Here is an 18,625-nt window from a genome sequence, read left to right as displayed (position 1 = left end):
ACTCCTTAAATAGAATGTTAAAATTTCATTAAGGAAGCATATAGTAAAAAAAATTGCCTGTCAAGTAAACTAATTTTTTAATATACCTTTATTCTGTAATTGAGCGCTTCAGCAATGTGTGCTCTTTTTACTTCTTCACTTTTTGCAAGATCTGCAATAGTTCTTGCAACTTTTAATACGCGTGTGTAGCCTCGATTGGAAATGTAATTTTCTTTCAGTACGTATTTTAGCAATTCTAACCCTGCCTGATCTGGTTCAGTAAATTTATTAAATGCTTCACCGCTTACTTCTGAATTGCAACGAATATTTAATTCACTATAGCGCTCAGTTTGAACTTTTCTTGCTGCTATCACTCTTTCTCTTATGATTTTAGTACTTTCTCCCTCCACAGAGATTTCAGGAGAGAGTATGCTAACGTTTGGCATTTCAATGCATATGTCTATTCTATCAAGCAATGGGCCTGATATTTTGTTTTTGTAATCTGTGCCACACTTTGGAGCTTTGTTGCACGATCTGCTTGCATCACCTAAATAACCGCAACTGCAAGGGTTCATTGCAGCAATCAGTTGAAAATTTGCAGGGTAGGTTATGTGAGCATTTGCCCTTGCAACGGTAACTTTTCTATCTTCAAGTGGTTGGCGCAGAGAATCAAGCACAAGTCTTGGAAATTCTGGCAACTCATCAAGGAATAACACGCCATTGTGAGCCATGGTAATTTCTCCAGGTTTTGCATTCTTTCCTCCCCCTATCATCGCTGGCATAGAGCATGAATGATGAGGTTCACGAAAGGGACGAGTTACTTTGAATATTTCATTACCAGTTTTTGTTATGCTGGAAATAATATTAACATCAATTATCTCCTGTTCGGTTAAATCAGGCAGCAATCCTATAAAGCGCTTAGCAAGCATTGATTTTCCAGTACCAGGAGGGCCAACAAGAAGCATATTATGCCCACCTGCTGCTGCAATTTCAGCTGCTCTTTTTGCAACAACTTGGCCTTTGATATCCTTCATATCGGGAACCAATCTTTTTTCTTTGGGTGCATCACTATAATTAAAAATTACTGGCTGAATTAATTGCTCACCCTTAAAGTGTCTGATAATATCAGTTAATTTCTCTATAGCCAGAATTGAAACATTCTTCACCCATACAGCTTCTACACCATTTCCTCTCGGGCAAATTACTCCTTTATTGTCCTTTTTTGCATTAATTGCTGTTGGCAGCACACCTGAAACTGGAATAACTCTGCTATCAAGAGCCAGTTCACCCATGATTATATAAGACTGAACTTTTTCAACTGGTATCACATTCATTACAACAAGTAGTCCAATAGCAATAGCCAAGTCATAATGACTGCCTTCTTTCAGCAAATCCGCAGGGGAGAGATTAACTGTAATTCTTTTTGGAGGTAGTAGTAGATTGATTGAATTTAACGCTGCTCTGATGCGCTCTCTGGATTCTGCAACAGTTTTATCCGGCAAGCCAACAATATTAAAAGCTGGAATACCATTTGCCATATGAATTTGTGCATTGACATTTACTGTGCTAATTCCCTGAAGCGCAACGGTATTTATATTTGCAATCATAATATATTATATAAAATTGTTAATATAATATATTAAAGAAGCGATGAAGTAAAGGCTACAGCAATTAAAGATGGCTTAACTTAGCAAAAAAGTGTAGTATTCTATCACTTTGCTGATTACAAATGTTTATAAGGATAATCACTTTTTTCTTACTATATTCAAGTACGGCTTTTTGTAGTGATTGTAATTTTAATTTACCATACTGTGGGCTCAGTTGTAATCTAGATCTATCATATAGAAATTTAAGTAATATAAAAAAATTATTGAATAACGACGATAAGTTTGTTGCGCTTACGTTTGATGATGGACCTTCCAACAATAGAATAAACGATATTATTAATGTTCTGGAAAGCTATGAAGCAAAAGCAACATTTTTTGTGCTTGGTGAACGTATAAATGAAAAAACGTCTGAAATAGTAAAGAAAATTCATGAATCAGGTCATGAGTTAGGCAATCACTCTTGGTCGCATAGGAAGTTGACATCACTTTCAAGTGAGGAACAATTGCAAGAATTGGAAAAGACAAATACAGCAATTAAAAATGCAATAAAACAAGATGTAAAATGGTTTCGTCCGCCATATGGATGTTATGACGATAATCTGATTGAAAATACTGATCAATTAAATATGTATTCAATATTATGGACAGTTGATTCGCTAGATTGGCAAGGTGATAAGCCAGAAACTTTAGTTGAAAGAGTTTTAAGTAATGTACATAATGGAGCAGTTATACTGTTTCATGATCACAATAACAGGTCAAACACAATTGAAGCTTTACCTCATATTATTAAAATACTAAAAAAATCAGATTATAAGTTTGTGACCTTAAGTGAGTGGGAAAAAAGGGTTTGTAATACGGTAAAAGCCAGAAGTGTAACAATAAAAGAGGGGAAAAAAGTGTGTTTTGAAGGAATGTTATGTGGACAAAAAACAAAGTCTTTAACCGCAGAGCATTCATATTAGGTGGTATTCAGCTTACCATTTCTGCGGTTTTTAGTTGCAGGTTATATAATTTACAAATACGAAACAGACAAAAGTACGAAGCACTATCTAATAGTAATAGAATAAGAGTTGCTACTATTATGCCTAAGCGGGGCAAAATTTTAGATAGGAATAGCATTGAACTTGCGGTAAACAAAATTTCGTATGTTGTTTTGTTTGATGGTTCTGGTAAGGAAGTTGATTTGCAGACATTATCAGAAGTCGAGTCTAAAATAGCAAAATCGTCAGAAAAAATAACTGCTCTTTATAAACGTTATTACCCGTTTGGTTCAATGTGTTCTCATGTAATCGGATATACAAAAAGACAGCAAGGCATAAGCGAAGTAGGAATCAGCGGTATTGAATATACATATGATCATATATTGAAAGGCAAGTCAGGAAAATCTGAGCAGGAAATAAATTCTAAAAAACGCGTCATAAAAGAATTATCAAGCATACCACAACAAGACGGACAAGATGTACAACTGACAATTGAGATTAATCTGCAAGAGAAAACCGCAGAGGTATTTAAAGATCACCAAGGCTCCGCAGTGGTAATTGATGTAAATAATGGAGAAATTTTAGCATTATATAATTCACCTTCTTACGATAATAATCTTTTTGCTAGCAGGCTATCAAATGAGACTTGGGAAAACTTGAATGCTCCTTCATTACCGCTTGTGAATCGTGCGTTATCATATCAAATTCCACCTGGTTCAATATTTAAAGTAATAGTTGCGCTTGCGGGTTTAAAAGACGGGATAATAACACCAGAAGAGAAATTCTCGTGCAAGGGCTATATGAAAATAGGTGAGCGGAAATTTCGTTGTCTGAAAAGCAAAGTCCATGGGTATGTATCTTTAAATGAGGCAATGGCATTATCATGCAACACTTACTTTTATAATATAGGGAAAAAAATAAGTGTAGACTCTCTAGTAGAAATGGCCAGAAAATTTGGTATTGGAAGTGGGCCACTGATTGGAACGTTTAAAGAAGAAGCTCCAGGGTTGTTGCCAGATAGAGATTGGCGTACACGAAAGCTATATTCGCAGTGGTATTTAGGTGACACTATCAACTTAGTTATAGGACAAGGGTATATGCTTACAACACCACTACAGCTTGCAGTTCTTGCAGCGAGGATTGCAACAGGAAAAGAGGTAATTCCCCACATTGAGATGAGTAAAACGATACAAGATTTTCCCGATATTGATGTGGATTGTGAGCATCTTAGCATAGTTCGAAAAGCTATGTTTGATGTGGTGAATTCTAAAACTGGAACCTATAAGAAAGGGCTAAGCGGTATACAAATTGCTGGCAAAACCGGTACACCAGAAATAAACTCTAAGGGCGAAAGTCATAAGTTATTTATCGCCTATGGCCCTTACCATAACCCGCGCTATGCAATCTCTGTGTTTATAGAACACGGCAAAGCCCCACGCCAAGATGTTGCAATTGCTAATGAGATATTTCAGTATATGCTTGAAACTATGAGTATTAAACTTCTTGCATAACCATATAACAAACTTTTATTGGGAATAGAAACGAAAAAACTTACTTGACACCCTTCGCCAGCGCTCTTATCATGATAGTGAAGCTATTGTATTTGCTTTCGCCAATCTGCAGATTAAAAGGTAAGGATTACTTAATGTATCGGCGTCTTATGTTCAATTTTTTGCAGTATATAGATACTGTATGTCTTTACAAAACTTCATCTACATCTAGATTTTTATCTAAATAAGCTGAACGCGCTTATAAAGCGTTACAAGACATCAAAAAATGCCAATACTTGACAGAGATAGTAAAAGACTAGCTAACTCGGGGATTCTTTGTCTTTTTTTCTGCTTAGTAAATTTCTTAAACATTTGCAGCGTAAGTTAGTTGCAATTAAAAGCAGCTTAATCTTGCTTGTCAAGCGTTTAAAACATAAAAAACGCCAATATTTTAAAGCGGATAATAACCCCAGGGCTTCTTTTGCCTTTTTTTTCGTTTGGTAAATTTCTTAATGTTTATGGCTAAACGACAACCGTCATCCCGCTACGTGTTAGCGGCTAAGAGATACCGCGGCGGCATGACCTCGTCATTCCCCTACGTGTTAGCGGGATCTAGAGATACCGCGGCGGTATGACGGTGTAGATGATGGTTAAGTAATTCGTCATCCCGCTGCTTGTTAGCGGGATCTAGAGATACCGCGACGTCTCACCTATAGCCTTCAGTGCTCCTTTTTCTGTCATCCCAGCGTCACGCGTTGGTTTCAACATTATATCATGAACTTTCTAAAATTCATTGAGTTATGCTTTCAAACGGTAGTGCCGGGGTGTGAGTATAACGATTATCAGTATATAAAAGTCATAGCAGACAGGCTGGAAGCAGCGAGCGCTGGTGAAGTGAAACGAATAATATTCAATATGCCTCCGCGCTCGATGAAGTCCATGTGCATAAGCGTTGCGTGGCCCGCATGGATACTGGGAAACCAACCAACTGCGAGAATAATAGTTGCAAGTTATTCTCAGCGGCTCAGCGAAAAGCACTCGCTCGACACCAGGTGCGTGATGCAGTCTAGTTGGTATAGAGCGCTATTTCCAGAGATAGAACTATCCAAAGACCAGAATACAAAATATAAATTTCAAACAGTGCAGAGAGGATACAGAATCGCAACATCAGTTGGTGGAACACTAACTGGTGAAGGTGGTGATTTTATCATTGTGGACGATCCGCTCAGTTCTGCTCAAGCTTTGAGTGAAACGCTTAGAAAGCGTGCCATAAACTGGTTTGATCAGACTTTAGTAACCAGGCTGAACGATAGAAAAAAAGGAGTCATCGTTCTTGTAATGCACAGGCTACACCAGGAGGACTTAACTGGACACCTTCTCTCCAAGCCAAAAACATATGGCATCATATTTGTTTGCCAATGATTTCTGAAAATAAGCAGGTTATTTATTCAATCAAAAAGCCAATGCCTCCCGTTCCTGTCATCCGAGTAGCTCAGCACTGTGCGACCAGGCGATTATATAATAAACCAGCGTCACCTGTAAGGATATTATATTCAAGAGAAGAAAGTCAGTTGCTATATCCCCTAGATGGAGGAAAAGAAGAAATTGAGATGATAAAGGTTGAACTTGGGAGTTACGCTTTTGCTGCTCAATATCAACAAAACCCTCTGCCGCTTTCAAGTGGTATAATTAAACCAGAGTGGTTGAAACGCTATAAAAAATTTCCTGATAATCTCTCGCATATAACACAAAGTTGGGATACTGCGGTTTCAACAAGCGACATGAGCAACTTTAGTGTCTGCACCACCTGGGCAAAAATAGATAATAAATTCTATTTACTTGATGTATATCGCGCAAAGCTTGAGTATCCAAAGCTTAAAGAACAAGTTTTATCACTAGCTGCAAGATGGTCACCACACGCGATTTTGATCGAAGCCAAAACAAGTGGTCAGCAATTAGCACAAGAGCTGAAGGCAAACAGTCATTTGCCCATTATCGAAATAGTGCCACATGATGGTAAGCTCGCTCGATTCCACCGGATTGCTCCGATGATAGAGTCTGGCAGGATTATTTTGCCGCATCAAGCAGTATGGCTAAATGATTTTGAGTATGAAATTTTAATGTTTCCAGAAACGCGCCACGATGATCAAGTAGATAGTACCGTGCAATATCTCCAGTGGGTGAGAAACAGTACCTCCAGGGTTGCAGCTATACGAGCATTGTGATTTGAGTCTACCAGTACTGGGATGACAGCTAGGAGACAACCGTCATCCCGCTGCTTGTTGGCGGGATCTAGAGATACCGCGAATGAATCGCGGTATTACGGTTCGTGGTGGTATGACAGTTCGTGGCGGCATGACAATAAGCTCGTCATTCCGCTACTCGTTAGCGGAATCTATGCTGAGATATCGCGGCGGTATGACGTAGGGAAACCTTTCTTGGGTTAGCTATATCAATAGCATTGCTTTAAAAAGAGTGCCCATATTTTCAGTCAACCTTAGGAATTCACTAAAGATCCTATTCTTTTGTTCATCACTTGCGCTTTTCATTAAAGCCTGGGTTCTTTCTTTTATGCCAAAAAGATATAAAAATTCCCTTTGAGTTAAAATCTCACAATCTACATGCTTTAATGAATCTCTTAACGCTTGAAAGTTCACAAGTGCGGTAATATCACTATTACCAACATTCTCAAGAAAATTAGCATACTTATGTTGTTTTATCGATTGCAAAGTGCTCTTATATGCGGGGTATACATAACCGTAATCTACAATCAAAGCAGCTCCTTTATTATTATATATCTTCTTCTCAAGTTTTTTTAATATTTCAACCCCAACTGAACATATTTCCACCACTGCACCATTAAAGAATTTTCCATTTGTCATCTGAGTAGCTGACACTGGAATCCATGATTCTTTTTTTCTGGATTCCAGTGTCACGCACTGGCATGACACCAAGAGACTGCCATCATCTTGTTTTGTCACCATATTTTCATACCACTGCCCATCGCGGTAAACAAACTGATCTACCGGAAGAGCGTCAAAGAACTCATTTGCTAAAAAAATGGTTGGTTGTTCTGGTAGGTTGTCAATATTTTTGTGCCAATTAACATCTAAGCTTTTTAATTTTTCCTTTTGTATCTTCCGTAAAGTAGGGCTTATTTCAACTAAGTGGATCAACATTGAATTAAAAAAGCTGCTGTATTTTTTAGTGACTCTTATTATATCGTGAATGAGTGTTCCTTTGCCTGGCCCAAGTTCAACTAGAGAAAATTTTGATGGCTTTCCTAATTTTTCCCATGTATGCATTATCCAAACTGCAATTACTTCACCAAATAATTGGCTGATCTCAGGTGCGGTAGTAAAATCACCATCCTTACCAAGCGGTAATTTACTTGTATAATAGCCGTATTTTTCATGGTACAAAACGGCATTCATGAAATCACTGATGGATATTGATCCTTGACTTTTGTCAATTAATTCGTGTATATAAGTGAGCATGTTATTAATAAATGTTTAACTATAGCGTGCCATAATATAAAATAGTAGAGTATTTATATATATAGTATACACTTAAGTTTGTGAGTAATAGTGCTTCAGTTATGGACGACAAAAACACCGATTATGTTGTCCTTATAGCTCAAGATGATAGTATTGAATACAAATTTGAAGAAGCTGTCAATTTTATAGAAAACAAGGTTATAAATGCTGATGGGCTAACTTTAGCGGAAGTGTTTCAAGTGCTAGTTCAAATGCTAGATGGTGATCTAGCATTGGTAAAAAAAGTACTAGCATATGCTAATATTATGGCAAAGCATGGAATGAAGGTAGCAAAAGAGTCGCAATTAAGCAGAGCTGATGTTCGCCGAGCTTTGGAAGGTAGAGAAAGTGTTGTCAATAGACAAGATTTTATAAAGAAACCACCTCTTCCACCTGCTATAAAATCGACCAAAAAGAAAAGTAGAGGTCTTTAGATGGCTGAATCTATAAAAAAATTTACTGTACAATGTGACTTCAAAGGACAAAGTTCACCTTTTGCAATATACATAGGAAATCCAAAAAGTGATGCTCATCCAATTCATCATCAAGATTCCTGGCTTGTAAAAGAACGTGGAGGGAATATTCCTAATAAAGTAAAAGAAAGTCTACAAAAATTATATAAACTATCTCAAGAAAATGGAGTCTCTTTCTCAGAGTTATGCGCGTATGCCATTACTGTGGTTAGTAATAATGATAAAAAAAGTGACGACAAGGAGTAAGATAGTTTAATCCCTCAATATTTCATTTATAGAGATTTTCGATCTCGTCTTTTCATCCACTTTTTTTACTATGACTGCACAATAGGTTGAAATATTATTTTTAGATGGAATAGACCCTGGTACCACTACAGAATAAGGTGGCACTTCGCCGTAAAATACCTTGCTAGTTTCTCTATCAATAATCTTTGTTGATGCCCCAATAAACACACCTATGCCAAGGACTGATCCTTCTCTCACTACCACACCCTCGGCCACTTCGCTACGTGCTCCAATAAAGCAATTATCTTCTATAATGACAGGTGAAGCTTGAATAGGCTCAAGAACTCCACCTATTCCCACTCCACCGGAAATATGACAGTTTTTTCCTATTTGCGCACAGCTACCAATCGTTGACCAGGTATCTATCATTGTTCCTGAATCAACATATGCACCAACGTTGATAAAACTTGGCATTAGAACAACATTTGTACCTATATAAGCAGATCGGCGAACAAAACACCCAGGAACTGCTCTAATTTTTAACTGGCGAAATTTCTCCTCATTCCATTCACTAAATTTGTTACCGATCTTGTCAAACCAGCAATTAGTATTATCTATTATTTTATTTTCTTCGGTGAGAAAATGTAATAATATTGCCTGCTTTATCCACTTATGTACTACCCATTCTCCACTTGATAGCTTTTCTGCTACTCTAATTTTGCCACTATCAAGGAGCTCAATTACCTCTTTAATTGCTATTCTTGCTGTTTTCTTTAGATTACAGTCATTAAATTTTTCTCTATTTTTCCAAATATCTTCTATCTCACTCTGTGTTTTTTTTAGTTGCAAACCTTCCATTTGTTATATATATATTGATATTAAATTTGTAGCTCGTATCATTTGGGCTTGTTACTACTTATATGTAAGTGCTATGAAAATACAATGTAATAGTTGTACTAAAACTTACTTAGTATCTCCTAAGCAAATAGGTGCATCTGGAAGAAAGGTAAAATGTACGAACTGCAATCACATATGGCATGAATATCTAGAAGAAGTGTCAAACAAATCGCACTCTGCTAATATACAGGAAAAAAAAGTTAGTGGAAGGAATTTTTTACAAAATCTAGCATTTACCACTCTAGCTTTTGCAACAGCTACAGGGTTATGCGTCGTAATTGCTAATGGCATCTTTCCTAGAGAGATGAACAAAGCATACAAAACGATCAGTTTATACAAGGATTCAATAAGCTATAAATTAGGGTACAAAAAAGAACAAACAGAAAGTCCAAATGTAAAAAAACTTGCTGTAAATAAGTTTTATCAAGACTACCTTTTTTTATCTAATTTAAGATCTAGTTAAATAGGCATACCGATATCGGTATCCAGCTTCTCTAGCTACTTAGATGGTGTTTAGGGTGACAGAGTTTAAAAATAAGTTATTTTTTAGTAAAAAAGGCAGCTCATGAGTATTAAAATTGCACCTTCTATACTTTCAGCAGACTTTGCAAAATTAGGAGAAGAAGTAAGAAAAATTAGCGATTTAGGTGTAGATTACATACACATAGACGTTATGGATGGGAATTTCGTTCCAAATATTACAATTGGTCCTAGCGTTGTCTCTGCAATACGTAAATATAGCAATCTTCCTTTTGATGTGCATTTAATGGTCAAATCTCCTGGTAACCACATTGAAAGCTTTATAAATGCTGGTGCTGATATTATCACTGTACATGCAGAAGCAGAGATACACCTTGAGAGGTTGATAAGAAAGATAAAGTCATACAAAAATGTAAACGATGCAAAAAAACCGATTCAAGCTGGAGTCTCAATTGTTCCTTCAACTTCCCCAAGTGTGCTTGAATATATAATACATGAGCTAGATATTGTGCTGATTATGACAGTCAACCCTGGCTTTGGAGGGCAGGAATTTATTCATTCACAGTTGAACAAGATATCTACTATAAAAAAAATGATACAGGAGCGTAATCTTAAAACACAAATTTCAGTAGATGGTGGAATTAACTTTTCTAACGCAGCTGATATAATAAAAGCAGGTGCAGATATTTTAGTTGCGGGATCGGCGATATTCAAGGCTGAAGACATTAAGAAAGCCGTAAACGATCTTAAAAATCCATCGTTGTGACCCTATATAGCTAAAGTGGCTTAGGTTTACCTACAATTTGAAAAACAACAAATTCGTCATTCCGCTACTCGTTAGCGGAATCTATGCTGAGATACCGCGGCGGTATGACGTAGAAAAACCTTTCTTGGGTTGTATCCGTTCAGCTAAGCGGTGTGAGAGATGATAGATAAGAGGTTTTGGAAAGCCCATTTGTTTCCATGTCAAGTATAATGAAATTATCCGTTCAAGTTCCCCACTTCGATTGGGTAAAATATGAATTTTTGCGATAAACGACATAATGCCGTATTTGCCGTTCAGCATGGTTATTTGTCAGCGGAATGTTTTCTGGGTCATCTAAAAAATTCCACATTATTCTTTCAGATTTCAAAATATTTTTTGCAACTCGAGAAGCTCCAATTGCTTCAGGTAAACGGCTTCAAGTAATACCTTGTACGTTTTCGCAATTTTCTGGCACGTCTGGTAAATCTAAAAACATCTATCTCATTTTTTAGCAAGGCCTTTTTTAGTGCAAATAATTCAGTGGCTACGTTTCTTAAGTAACAGCCCAGAACTTTAACTTCAACTATGTGCTAATCTTTCAAAATCTCTTGATAAATGTGCCCAACAGATTTGCCTGTTCTTATCGGCAAAGTAGTTGTATGCTGCGTACCTGTCGTAAGCTATTGCGATTGCAGAACTTACTATTTTGTAAAACCTTCATTCCTCTTGACTCTGTCAATTTTATAAAACTTGCTGTATTACTGGCAAACATCCAGCACCAACCAAGTTTACCTTTGTTATAATGGCTCGTTTCATCGATATGCAGAACTTCACTTTTACTTACTTCTTGCTCGATTTGCTCATATGCTTCTTGGCATTTTTCTGCAACTCTAGCCTCGCTATTTGACACGCTACCAACACTGATGTCCAGGTTGAAAATATTTTTTATAATATTTGCTACTTCTCTTTTCGAGTTCTTGTAAAATCCGCTCAGCGCCGCAATTGTTGACTTAACTTTTGGACCAAATGTATCCGCAGTAACACCTTCTGGTAGCCTGCTACTTTTTCTTTTTCCACACTTGCAACAGCGGCCATTGGTATTCCACAACATAAGCTGGCAAATCAACTTTTTGATGAATGTATGGCTCTTTCGATATCGCAATTTCTCCTCCGCACTCGCAAGAACTCTATTTTCACCACTTCATCTGCTTCCATTTTAGGGCGATACTTTCCTTCATGCCCAATCTGTGCCCCTATTTTCCTGTCACTTTTTTTCTTTTTCTTCTTTAGCTTGTATAACTCTTTTGAGCTCGGTATCGATGAATTTTGTGAATTCAGACCTAGTCTTTCTTTCAATTCAGCATTTTCGATTCTTAGCGCCTTATTCTCAGATCTAAAATTTTCGTTTTCTATCTCTAACCTCTTTATCTCTGCTTTTAGTTGCTCTATCTCTATTTTAAAGCTTTCACAGAGCTTGAGAAGACTAGCTAGTAGATCAGACATATTTACCACACATACTACTTGTGATATTATGTTTTTAGCACTCCTTGTCTACTTTTTATTTTACCGCTCCGCTGAACGGATACCTTTTTTTTACTGTTTGAGTATGTAAGGATTATGACGACCTATCCCAAACCTCAACTATATCCTCACTAAACTCTATTATCTTTGTTTTTTTAAACTGATAACAGTTGTTAATGAATTGAATCCCTAAATCTCCTACAAAAGGAGTGGCATCATTGCCTAAAATTTTACCACTGCGGCATATTATCAACCTGTCGATTAAATTACACTTTAATAGTTCTGTGATTAACACTCCTCCACCTTCAACTAATAATCTTGTTATACCAATTTCTGAAACAAGTTTTAATGCCATGTCCTTTAGGCAAACCTTACCTGCGTTGCTTGAATTAACTACTAAGTAGTTAATGTTTTTTATTTTTTTCTCTACTTCTTTATTTGTGATGACCCAAGTTATTACTTTGTCTGCAGTCTTTGCAATGTTATGCTCTTCCTTTAATCTCCCTTGGCTATCTATAATTAGCCTTATTGGCGATCTACTTCCAAGTCCTGGTAATCTGCAAGTTAAGAGTGGATCATCATTAATAAGAGTATTGCTGCCAATCATAATTGCATCATATTTTGCTCTAAGCTCATGCACCCAATTTCTCGTATTTTCACTTGTTATCCATTTGCTATCGCCTGTAAATGTTGCGATTTTTCCGTCAAGAGTTGTTGCGACTTTGCAAGCTATAAATGGTCTATGTAATTCTTTAGTGGTGAAAAAACCGACATTCAGTTCTTTTGCCTCTTTTTGCATAATACCTTGCTCAACTTCAATTCCTGCTTCTTTCAGAGCTTTCATGCCTCTGCCTGAAACTCTACTATCTGGGTCAATAGTTGCAATTACTACTCTTTTTATGCTAGCTTTTATGATTTTTGCAGTGCAAGGCCCCGTGACTCCGTGATGACAACATGGCTCAAGAGTGATATATATAGTTGCGCCATGAGTTGAATCTTTAGCGTTTTGCAAAGCGACTACCTCCGCATGCGGACGCCCACCAATCCCTGTGTATCCCTCACTAACAATTGTACCATCCTTTACAATAACACACCCGACAGCAGGATTTGGTGCAACATTTCCAAGATTTTTTTCTGCAAGCCTTAATGCAATTGACATGAAATGATCATCAGTCATTAGAAAGAAGTCATTTCGTATGAGGTATCAAAAATTCTTCTGTGCTCGTGTATAGCAAATCTATCTGTCATACCTGAGATATAGTCACATATTATTACTGAACGCTGAGATTCACAAGCGAGTTTGCTCCACTCTGTGGGAAGTAATCCTGGGTTTTCATAAAAACATTGAAAGAGTTCCTGTATTATGCGTTTTGCTTTGTTCATCGTTCTACTCAGTTTATAGCTTCTGTATATTTTCTCCATGTTGAATCTTTTCATTTCTTTTGTAGCATTCGCAACTTCTGGTGAAAATGTGACTAGCATTTTATTTAGACTTCTTACGTCTTCTACGCTTTTTATTTTGTGATCTTCAATATTTCTTTCAGTCTGAGAAACAACATCACTTATCATAGTTCCTATAGTTCCACTCAGTGATTCATGTATGAGTTTGCTCTGAGGCAATTCTGAATATCTGCTCCTTATGTCTTTAAACATTTTTTCAATTAAAGGAACATTCAGCAAATCTTCGATGGTTACTAAATTCGCCCTGAGTGCATCATCAAGATCGTGAACACTGTAAGCAATATCATCGGCAATTGAAGCAACTTGCGCTTCAATGCTTGAAAATTCTTCAAGTTTTAGATCATATTTTTTGTTGTATTCTAATAACAGCTGATTACTTGTAGAAGACTCCTCGTTTTGACCAAGCAAGGGACCGTTATGTTTTACAACTCCTTCAATCACCTCCCAACTTAGATTCATACCATCAAAATCAGCATGTTTTTGTTCAAGATAAGTTAAAATCCTTATAGCTTGAACATTATGATCAAACTCATACTTCTCATTATCAAGATTCAAATCTTGAACTGATTTCTTTAGAGCATCTTCACCTGCATGACCAAATGGAGGATGACCAAGATCATGTGCGAGCGCTATGCATTCAGTGATATCCTCATTTAAGCCAAGTCTACGCGCAATGGACCTTGCAATTTGTGCAACTTCAAGGCTATGAGTAAGCCGAGTGCGATAGTAGTCGTGCTCATAATTGATAAAAACTTGTGTTTTGTACTCCAACTTTCTAAACGCATTAGAGTGAATGATACGGTCCCTATCACGCTGAAAGCAGCTGCGATTCTCATCTTCTGGCTCTTTGAAGTATCTCCCTTTTGTTTTGCTTGGAAAACATGCATAATTTAATAGAAAATTATTGTTTGACATGTAAAATTTCTACTATAATAAGTTATCAATAATAAACGGTGGTTACTATGTCAACAAATTACAACATCAACTTAACTGATAATGCACTAAAAAAAATCCACTCTCTTGCAGAGCAGGAAGGGGATAAGAGTTCCATTTTACGGGTTGCAGTTTCAGGTGGTGGATGTTCTGGCTTCAAATACAATTTTCTTATGGATCAAATGAATAAAAATCTATCTTTGGATGACGAAGACGAAGATGATGACTATGAAGAAAGTGAGGACTATAGAAGCCACTCCAGTTTTAGCAAAAAAGGTAAAGATATAGTAATTAATGATGAAAATGGAAACCCTGTATTAATGGTTGATAATTGTTCAGCAAAATTTTTAAATAACTCAGTTATAGATTATACTGAGGATCTCAGTGGTTCTGGTTTTCAAATAAAGAATGCCTTTGCTAAGTCTCAATGTGGTTGTGGTAACAGTTTTTCGGTTTAATTATTACTAAAACTTAGATGCCTTCTGGATCTTTTAAACATGGGTGGTAATGTAGCACTAGAACTAACTTCTGTAGATAAAAGCTTCAAGGACAATTCTGCTGTTGTAAAGGATATCAATTTAAGTGTTACAAGAGGGCAAGTAGTAGCGCTGATTGGCAATTCAGGTGCAGGGAAAACAACTATATTGCAAATCGCAGGCTTGTTGGACAAGCCAACTTCAGGTATAGTTACGATAGATGGAATAAATTGCACACAAGCCAGTAATAAGCATAAAACTCATGTAAGAAGAAATTTTCTTAGTTTTGTTTATCAATTTCACTATTTGTTACAAGAGTTATCGGTGTTGGAAAATATTATGCTTCCTCAACTCATTGCAGGAAAAAGCAAAGCTGAAGCAAAAAAAAATTCGCAAGCAATGTTGGAAAAATTTGGTCTGGAAAACAAAGCAAGTAGCATGGTATCTGAAGTTTCGGGTGGGGAAAGGCAGAGAGTTGCAATTGCAAGAAGCATTGTAAATTCTCCAAAGCTTTTACTTGCAGATGAGCCAACAGGAAATTTAGATCCAACAAATTCTTTTAAGGTGTTTTTACTGCTACATTCATACGTAAAGGAAAATAACAGCTCTATGCTTATAGTAACACACAATCATCTCCTTGCAGAAAAGGCAGACTGCATTTTCCAATTGAGAGATCGATCATTAGTGAAGTTGTGAATAGGAAAAATAGCACAATTTCTATGCCTTATACTTATCTAACCAATGATCATTAACAGAGTACAACTCGCATGAAATGCTTTCATTGCTTTTTATACACGGACTTTTTAACTTGCGCTGTTTACTTAGGGAACACCCCGATAACATAAACACAGCTAAAACAAAAAATAATAGCTTTTTAAACATAACAAAACCTTTTCATTTATATTACTACACTCATTTCTCTTGTTTGTAAAGATTAGGCATATTCTTTTACCCTTACCTCTTTTTTGACCTTTTGAAAAGAAATAGTTGCACTATTCAAGCGCAGTTTTATATAATTGTCCACGATTTGAGTCACTTCCTCTTCTTTATCCTTTAGAAAGTGATTAGTATCATCTATTATATGGTATTTCATGTGATCACTTCTTACTGAATTTATCAACCTTTTTGCTAATTCTGTTACATCGCTTTCTTCTGAGATTGTATCATTACTGCTTTGTATTATAAGCCCAGAAACTGGACAGGGAGAAAGAAAAGAAAAATCGTACTTAGTTACCGGAAGAGAAAGAGCAATAAAACCCACTATCTCAGGGCGGCGCATTGTTAGCTGCATAGCCACCCATGCTCCAAAAGAAAAACCAGCGATCCAAATTGGAACATTGCTAGGATTATGTTCCTGAAGCCAATCAATGGCTACCGCAGCGTCAGTTAATTCTCTTATACCCTTATCAAAAGTTCCGGTAGATTTTCCCACACCACGAAAGTTAATCTTCAATGCAGAAAAATTGTTATCGATAAAAGACGTATATGTACTATGTACAATTTTACTATCCATATTACCACCATATTGAGGATGATGATGTAAAACCAGCACAACCGGCGCGTTGGCATCTTTGCTTTGGTGGTATTCACCTTCTATCTTTCTTGTTGCATTATTCAAAAAAACTTCAACCATGGTAACCCCTAATAAGAACCCGCTTGACAGGTATTAATGACGTGAGTTATTAATTATGTATTAATTTCGCTGTTTTTGCAATAAATTTTTTATCGTGTTAAAGCTAACGTACATAGTTATGGCTATAGTTGATGGTAAACTTATTTAAGTGACAGATGAGTCCATTCTCTTTAGAAAATAGTGGTTGCGTATATGCTGATTACAATGCAACTGCTCCAATTAGTGAAAATGTAAAAAAAAGTATATTTGAGGTCTTGTTAAAACAAACGCTCAATCCATCATCACTACATAAAAGAGGACAAGAAGCGAGGAAGATTCTTCAGGATGCAAGAGATAACGTACGTGGTGCTATTGGCGTCTCAAGTGATAAAGAAATAGTTTTCACGTCTGGTGCAACCGAAGCGAATAACCTTGTTATGAGAGGAATAGCAGGCTACCTGCATGTAATTTCAGCTACAGAGCATCCTTCAATTCTTAATTCTGCATGTAATCCATACATAATACCCGTTAATCAGGAGGGCATTGTTGACTTTTTAGAGCTAGAAAAAATTCTAAGCGAACTTAAAGGAAACAAAGCAATAGTTTCAGTTATGATGGCAAATAACGAAACCGGAGTTATTCAACCTATTGAGGAAATAGCTGAAATAGCCCACAAATTTGGAGCAATTTGCCACACTGACACTGCTCAAAGTGTTGGGAAAATTAAAGTTAATATGGAAGATTTAGGAGTGGATTTACTCACTTTATCCGCCCATAAATTTGGCGGTGTAGCAGGCAGTGGAGTTTTAATATTCAATAAAGAACTTGCGATAGAACCTATTATAATAGGTGGTGGACAAGAGAAGGGATTTCGTGGTGGTACGGAAAATATTGTTGCGATTGCAGGCCTTTCTGCTGCACTGCAAAATATTCCAGATCTTCTATCAAAAATGGATGAAGTAAAGGAGCTACGCGATCAATTAGAGTGTGAATTATTAAATCTTGTCAGTGACATAAGAATCTTCGGTAAAAACTCTAAGAGGCTGCCAAACACAAGTTTTATTTATATGCCAGGAGTAAAGAGTGATGTGCAGCTCATGCATTTTGACTTGAATTATATTGCAGTTAGTAATGGCTCCGCATGTTCTTCTGGAAAAGTTGAGCCTTCCCATGTTTTGCTTGCAATGGGGGCAACAAAAGAGCAAACAGAGTGTTCAATTAGAATCAGTATAGGTCCAGAAACTAAACCACAAGACATAAAAAAAATAGTGGATTGTTGGTATAATATCTACAAGCAGAACTCCTTGGTATAGATAATACGTGATATCATGCAGGGAGCTATAAATTAGATGTAAAAAATTCCTTTACAAGTTTCGCCAGCCCCCTTATCATAACAGTGAAGCTATTTATTTATCTTCGCAATCTGTGCAGGTTAATGACAAAAAACTTAGGGTATTTGGCGTCTCATGTTTAATTTTTCGCACTACGTGCATCGCATGTCTTTAAAAATTTTTAGGTTTTTACCTATATAAGCCGAAACGCGCTTACAAAGCGTTTAAGACAGCAAAAAACGTCAAATTGACAAGGGAGAATTTGAATGCTAGCTACTACGGGGTTTCTTTGCCTTTTTTCCTGCTTAGTAAATTTCTTAAACACTTGCGGTGTAGGTTAGTTGCAAGTTAAAAGCAGCTAAATCGCTCTTAATCAAGCGTTTTAGAATAAAAAAAACGCCGATATTTTAGTACATAGTAAATAGCCAACCACCACGGGGCTTCTTTTGCCTTTTTTTTATTTAGTAAATTTCTTAAATATTTATGGCTAAAGCAATTTAAGAGACCGAAAATGGTGTCATTTCAGTGCCCCTGTAATGTCATCCCAGTGCCCTGACTACTTGGATCTAGCAAGCTTTGCTTGCAAATAAGTCTAATACGTGTCGCGTTTTATGCCAAAACACAATTGGAGTTACATGCAAAATAGATCCCAGACTGGGATGACAAAAAAAGAGCACTGGAATGACACCATTTGCTGTGCAATTTACCTTCAAAAATGAATGTTCGTACAGCTATGGATTCATTCACGGTATCTCACCATAGATCCCGCTGACAAGCAGCGGTATGACGGTTATCAGTAAACATGAATTACTTTAGCTATGCAATCAGGCTTCCTAAAAACACTTTGTAGCCAATCAATTCTTGAGTATAAAAAGAATT

The 18,625-nt window shown here is 36.7% G+C and carries 15 protein-coding genes and 2 pseudogenes; 10 read left to right on the top strand and 7 right to left on the bottom strand.

The window, feature by feature from the left end:
• Positions 1-77: 77 nt before the first annotated feature.
• Complete coding sequence (locus tag WHA_RS03280) at positions 78-1,586, bottom strand: YifB family Mg chelatase-like AAA ATPase (protein ID WP_015589169.1); 1,509 nt, start codon at positions 1,584-1,586, stop codon at positions 78-80.
• A 122-nt stretch (positions 1,587-1,708) separates the two neighbouring features.
• Here WHA_RS03280 and WHA_RS03275 point away from each other — a divergent pair, with 122 nt between their 5' ends.
• From WHA_RS03275 to terL, 3 genes and pseudogenes are all read left to right on the top strand, one after another.
• Positions 1,709-2,548 (top strand): polysaccharide deacetylase family protein, encoded by an 840-nt coding sequence (locus WHA_RS03275; RefSeq protein ID WP_015589168.1) that lies wholly within the window; start codon positions 1,709-1,711, stop codon positions 2,546-2,548.
• Complete coding sequence (locus tag WHA_RS03270; RefSeq protein ID WP_015589167.1) at positions 2,503-4,077, top strand: penicillin-binding transpeptidase domain-containing protein; 1,575 nt, start codon at positions 2,503-2,505, stop codon at positions 4,075-4,077. Before WHA_RS03275 ends, WHA_RS03270 begins: the two co-directional genes overlap by 46 nt.
• 753 nt (positions 4,078-4,830) lie before the next feature.
• A pseudogene (gene terL, locus WHA_RS03265) lies at positions 4,831-6,281 on the top strand (phage terminase large subunit).
• 222 nt (positions 6,282-6,503) lie between these two features.
• Here terL and WHA_RS03260 read toward each other — a convergent pair.
• On the bottom strand, positions 6,504-7,553 hold the full coding sequence (locus tag WHA_RS03260) for a class I SAM-dependent methyltransferase (RefSeq protein WP_015589166.1): 1,050 nt from the start codon (positions 7,551-7,553) through the stop codon (positions 6,504-6,506).
• 101 nt (positions 7,554-7,654) lie between these two features.
• Between WHA_RS03260 and WHA_RS03255 the strand changes: the two genes are divergently transcribed.
• A complete protein-coding gene (locus WHA_RS03255; RefSeq protein WP_041573529.1) occupies positions 7,655-8,026 on the top strand; it encodes a hypothetical protein in 372 nt (123 codons plus the stop codon).
• Positions 8,027-8,311, top strand: coding sequence for a DUF2610 domain-containing protein (locus WHA_RS03250; RefSeq protein WP_010962783.1), 285 nt, complete (start codon positions 8,027-8,029; stop codon positions 8,309-8,311).
• Positions 8,312-8,317: 6 nt separating this feature from the next.
• Here WHA_RS03250 and dapD read toward each other — a convergent pair whose 3' ends face one another.
• Positions 8,318-9,148 carry a 2,3,4,5-tetrahydropyridine-2,6-dicarboxylate N-succinyltransferase gene (gene dapD, locus WHA_RS03245; RefSeq protein WP_015589164.1) on the bottom strand — a complete coding sequence of 277 codons (831 nt, stop codon included), beginning with the start codon at positions 9,146-9,148 and terminating at the stop codon, positions 8,318-8,320.
• 73 nt (positions 9,149-9,221) lie between these two features.
• Between dapD and WHA_RS03240 the strand changes: the two genes are divergently transcribed.
• Together WHA_RS03240 and rpe are read left to right on the top strand one after the other, a co-directional pair.
• Positions 9,222-9,650 carry a zinc-ribbon domain-containing protein gene (locus WHA_RS03240; RefSeq protein WP_010962781.1) on the top strand — a complete coding sequence of 143 codons (429 nt, stop codon included), beginning with the start codon at positions 9,222-9,224 and terminating at the stop codon, positions 9,648-9,650.
• Positions 9,651-9,752: 102 nt separating this feature from the next.
• Positions 9,753-10,433, top strand: a complete 681-nt coding sequence (rpe, locus tag WHA_RS03235) for a ribulose-phosphate 3-epimerase (protein ID WP_015589163.1) — start codon at positions 9,753-9,755, stop codon at positions 10,431-10,433.
• 143 nt (positions 10,434-10,576) lie between these two features.
• On the opposite strand, the pseudogene tnpC reads toward rpe, so the two are convergent.
• The 3 genes and pseudogenes from tnpC to WHA_RS03220 all read right to left on the bottom strand — a co-directional run bounded on the left by tnpC (position 10,577) and on the right by WHA_RS03220 (position 14,309).
• Positions 10,577-11,915, bottom strand: a pseudogene (tnpC, locus tag WHA_RS03230) (IS66 family transposase).
• Positions 11,916-12,027: 112 nt separating this feature from the next.
• On the bottom strand, positions 12,028-13,110 hold the full coding sequence (ribD, locus tag WHA_RS03225; protein WP_015589162.1) for a bifunctional diaminohydroxyphosphoribosylaminopyrimidine deaminase/5-amino-6-(5-phosphoribosylamino)uracil reductase RibD: 1,083 nt from the start codon (positions 13,108-13,110) through the stop codon (positions 12,028-12,030).
• Positions 13,110-14,309 carry a deoxyguanosinetriphosphate triphosphohydrolase gene (locus WHA_RS03220; protein WP_015589161.1) on the bottom strand — a complete coding sequence of 400 codons (1,200 nt, stop codon included), beginning with the start codon at positions 14,307-14,309 and terminating at the stop codon, positions 13,110-13,112. Before WHA_RS03220 ends, ribD begins: the two co-directional genes overlap by 1 nt.
• A 47-nt stretch (positions 14,310-14,356) precedes the next feature.
• Here WHA_RS03220 and WHA_RS03215 point away from each other — a divergent pair, with 47 nt between their 5' ends.
• Entirely contained in the window at positions 14,357-14,785 is a 429-nt protein-coding gene (locus tag WHA_RS03215; RefSeq protein WP_015589160.1) for a HesB/IscA family protein, read from the top strand.
• 39 nt (positions 14,786-14,824) lie between these two features.
• Positions 14,825-15,499 carry an ABC transporter ATP-binding protein gene (locus tag WHA_RS03210; protein ID WP_015589159.1) on the top strand — a complete coding sequence of 225 codons (675 nt, stop codon included), beginning with the start codon at positions 14,825-14,827 and terminating at the stop codon, positions 15,497-15,499.
• 238 nt (positions 15,500-15,737) lie between these two features.
• On the opposite strand, the gene WHA_RS03205 is transcribed toward WHA_RS03210, so the two are convergent.
• Positions 15,738-16,436, bottom strand: a complete 699-nt coding sequence (locus tag WHA_RS03205; protein WP_015589157.1) for an alpha/beta hydrolase — start codon at positions 16,434-16,436, stop codon at positions 15,738-15,740.
• A gap of 155 nt (positions 16,437-16,591) precedes the next feature.
• Between WHA_RS03205 and WHA_RS03200 the strand changes: the two genes are divergently transcribed.
• Positions 16,592-17,728, top strand: coding sequence for a cysteine desulfurase family protein (locus WHA_RS03200; protein ID WP_015589156.1), 1,137 nt, complete (start codon positions 16,592-16,594; stop codon positions 17,726-17,728).
• Positions 17,729-18,625: the final 897 nt, after the last annotated feature.

Origin of the sequence: Wolbachia endosymbiont of Drosophila simulans wHa, assembly GCF_000376605.1 — a bacterium.
GTDB lineage: Bacteria > Pseudomonadota > Alphaproteobacteria > Rickettsiales > Anaplasmataceae > Wolbachia > Wolbachia pipientis.
This window is presented reverse-complemented; position numbering and strand designations above follow the sequence as displayed.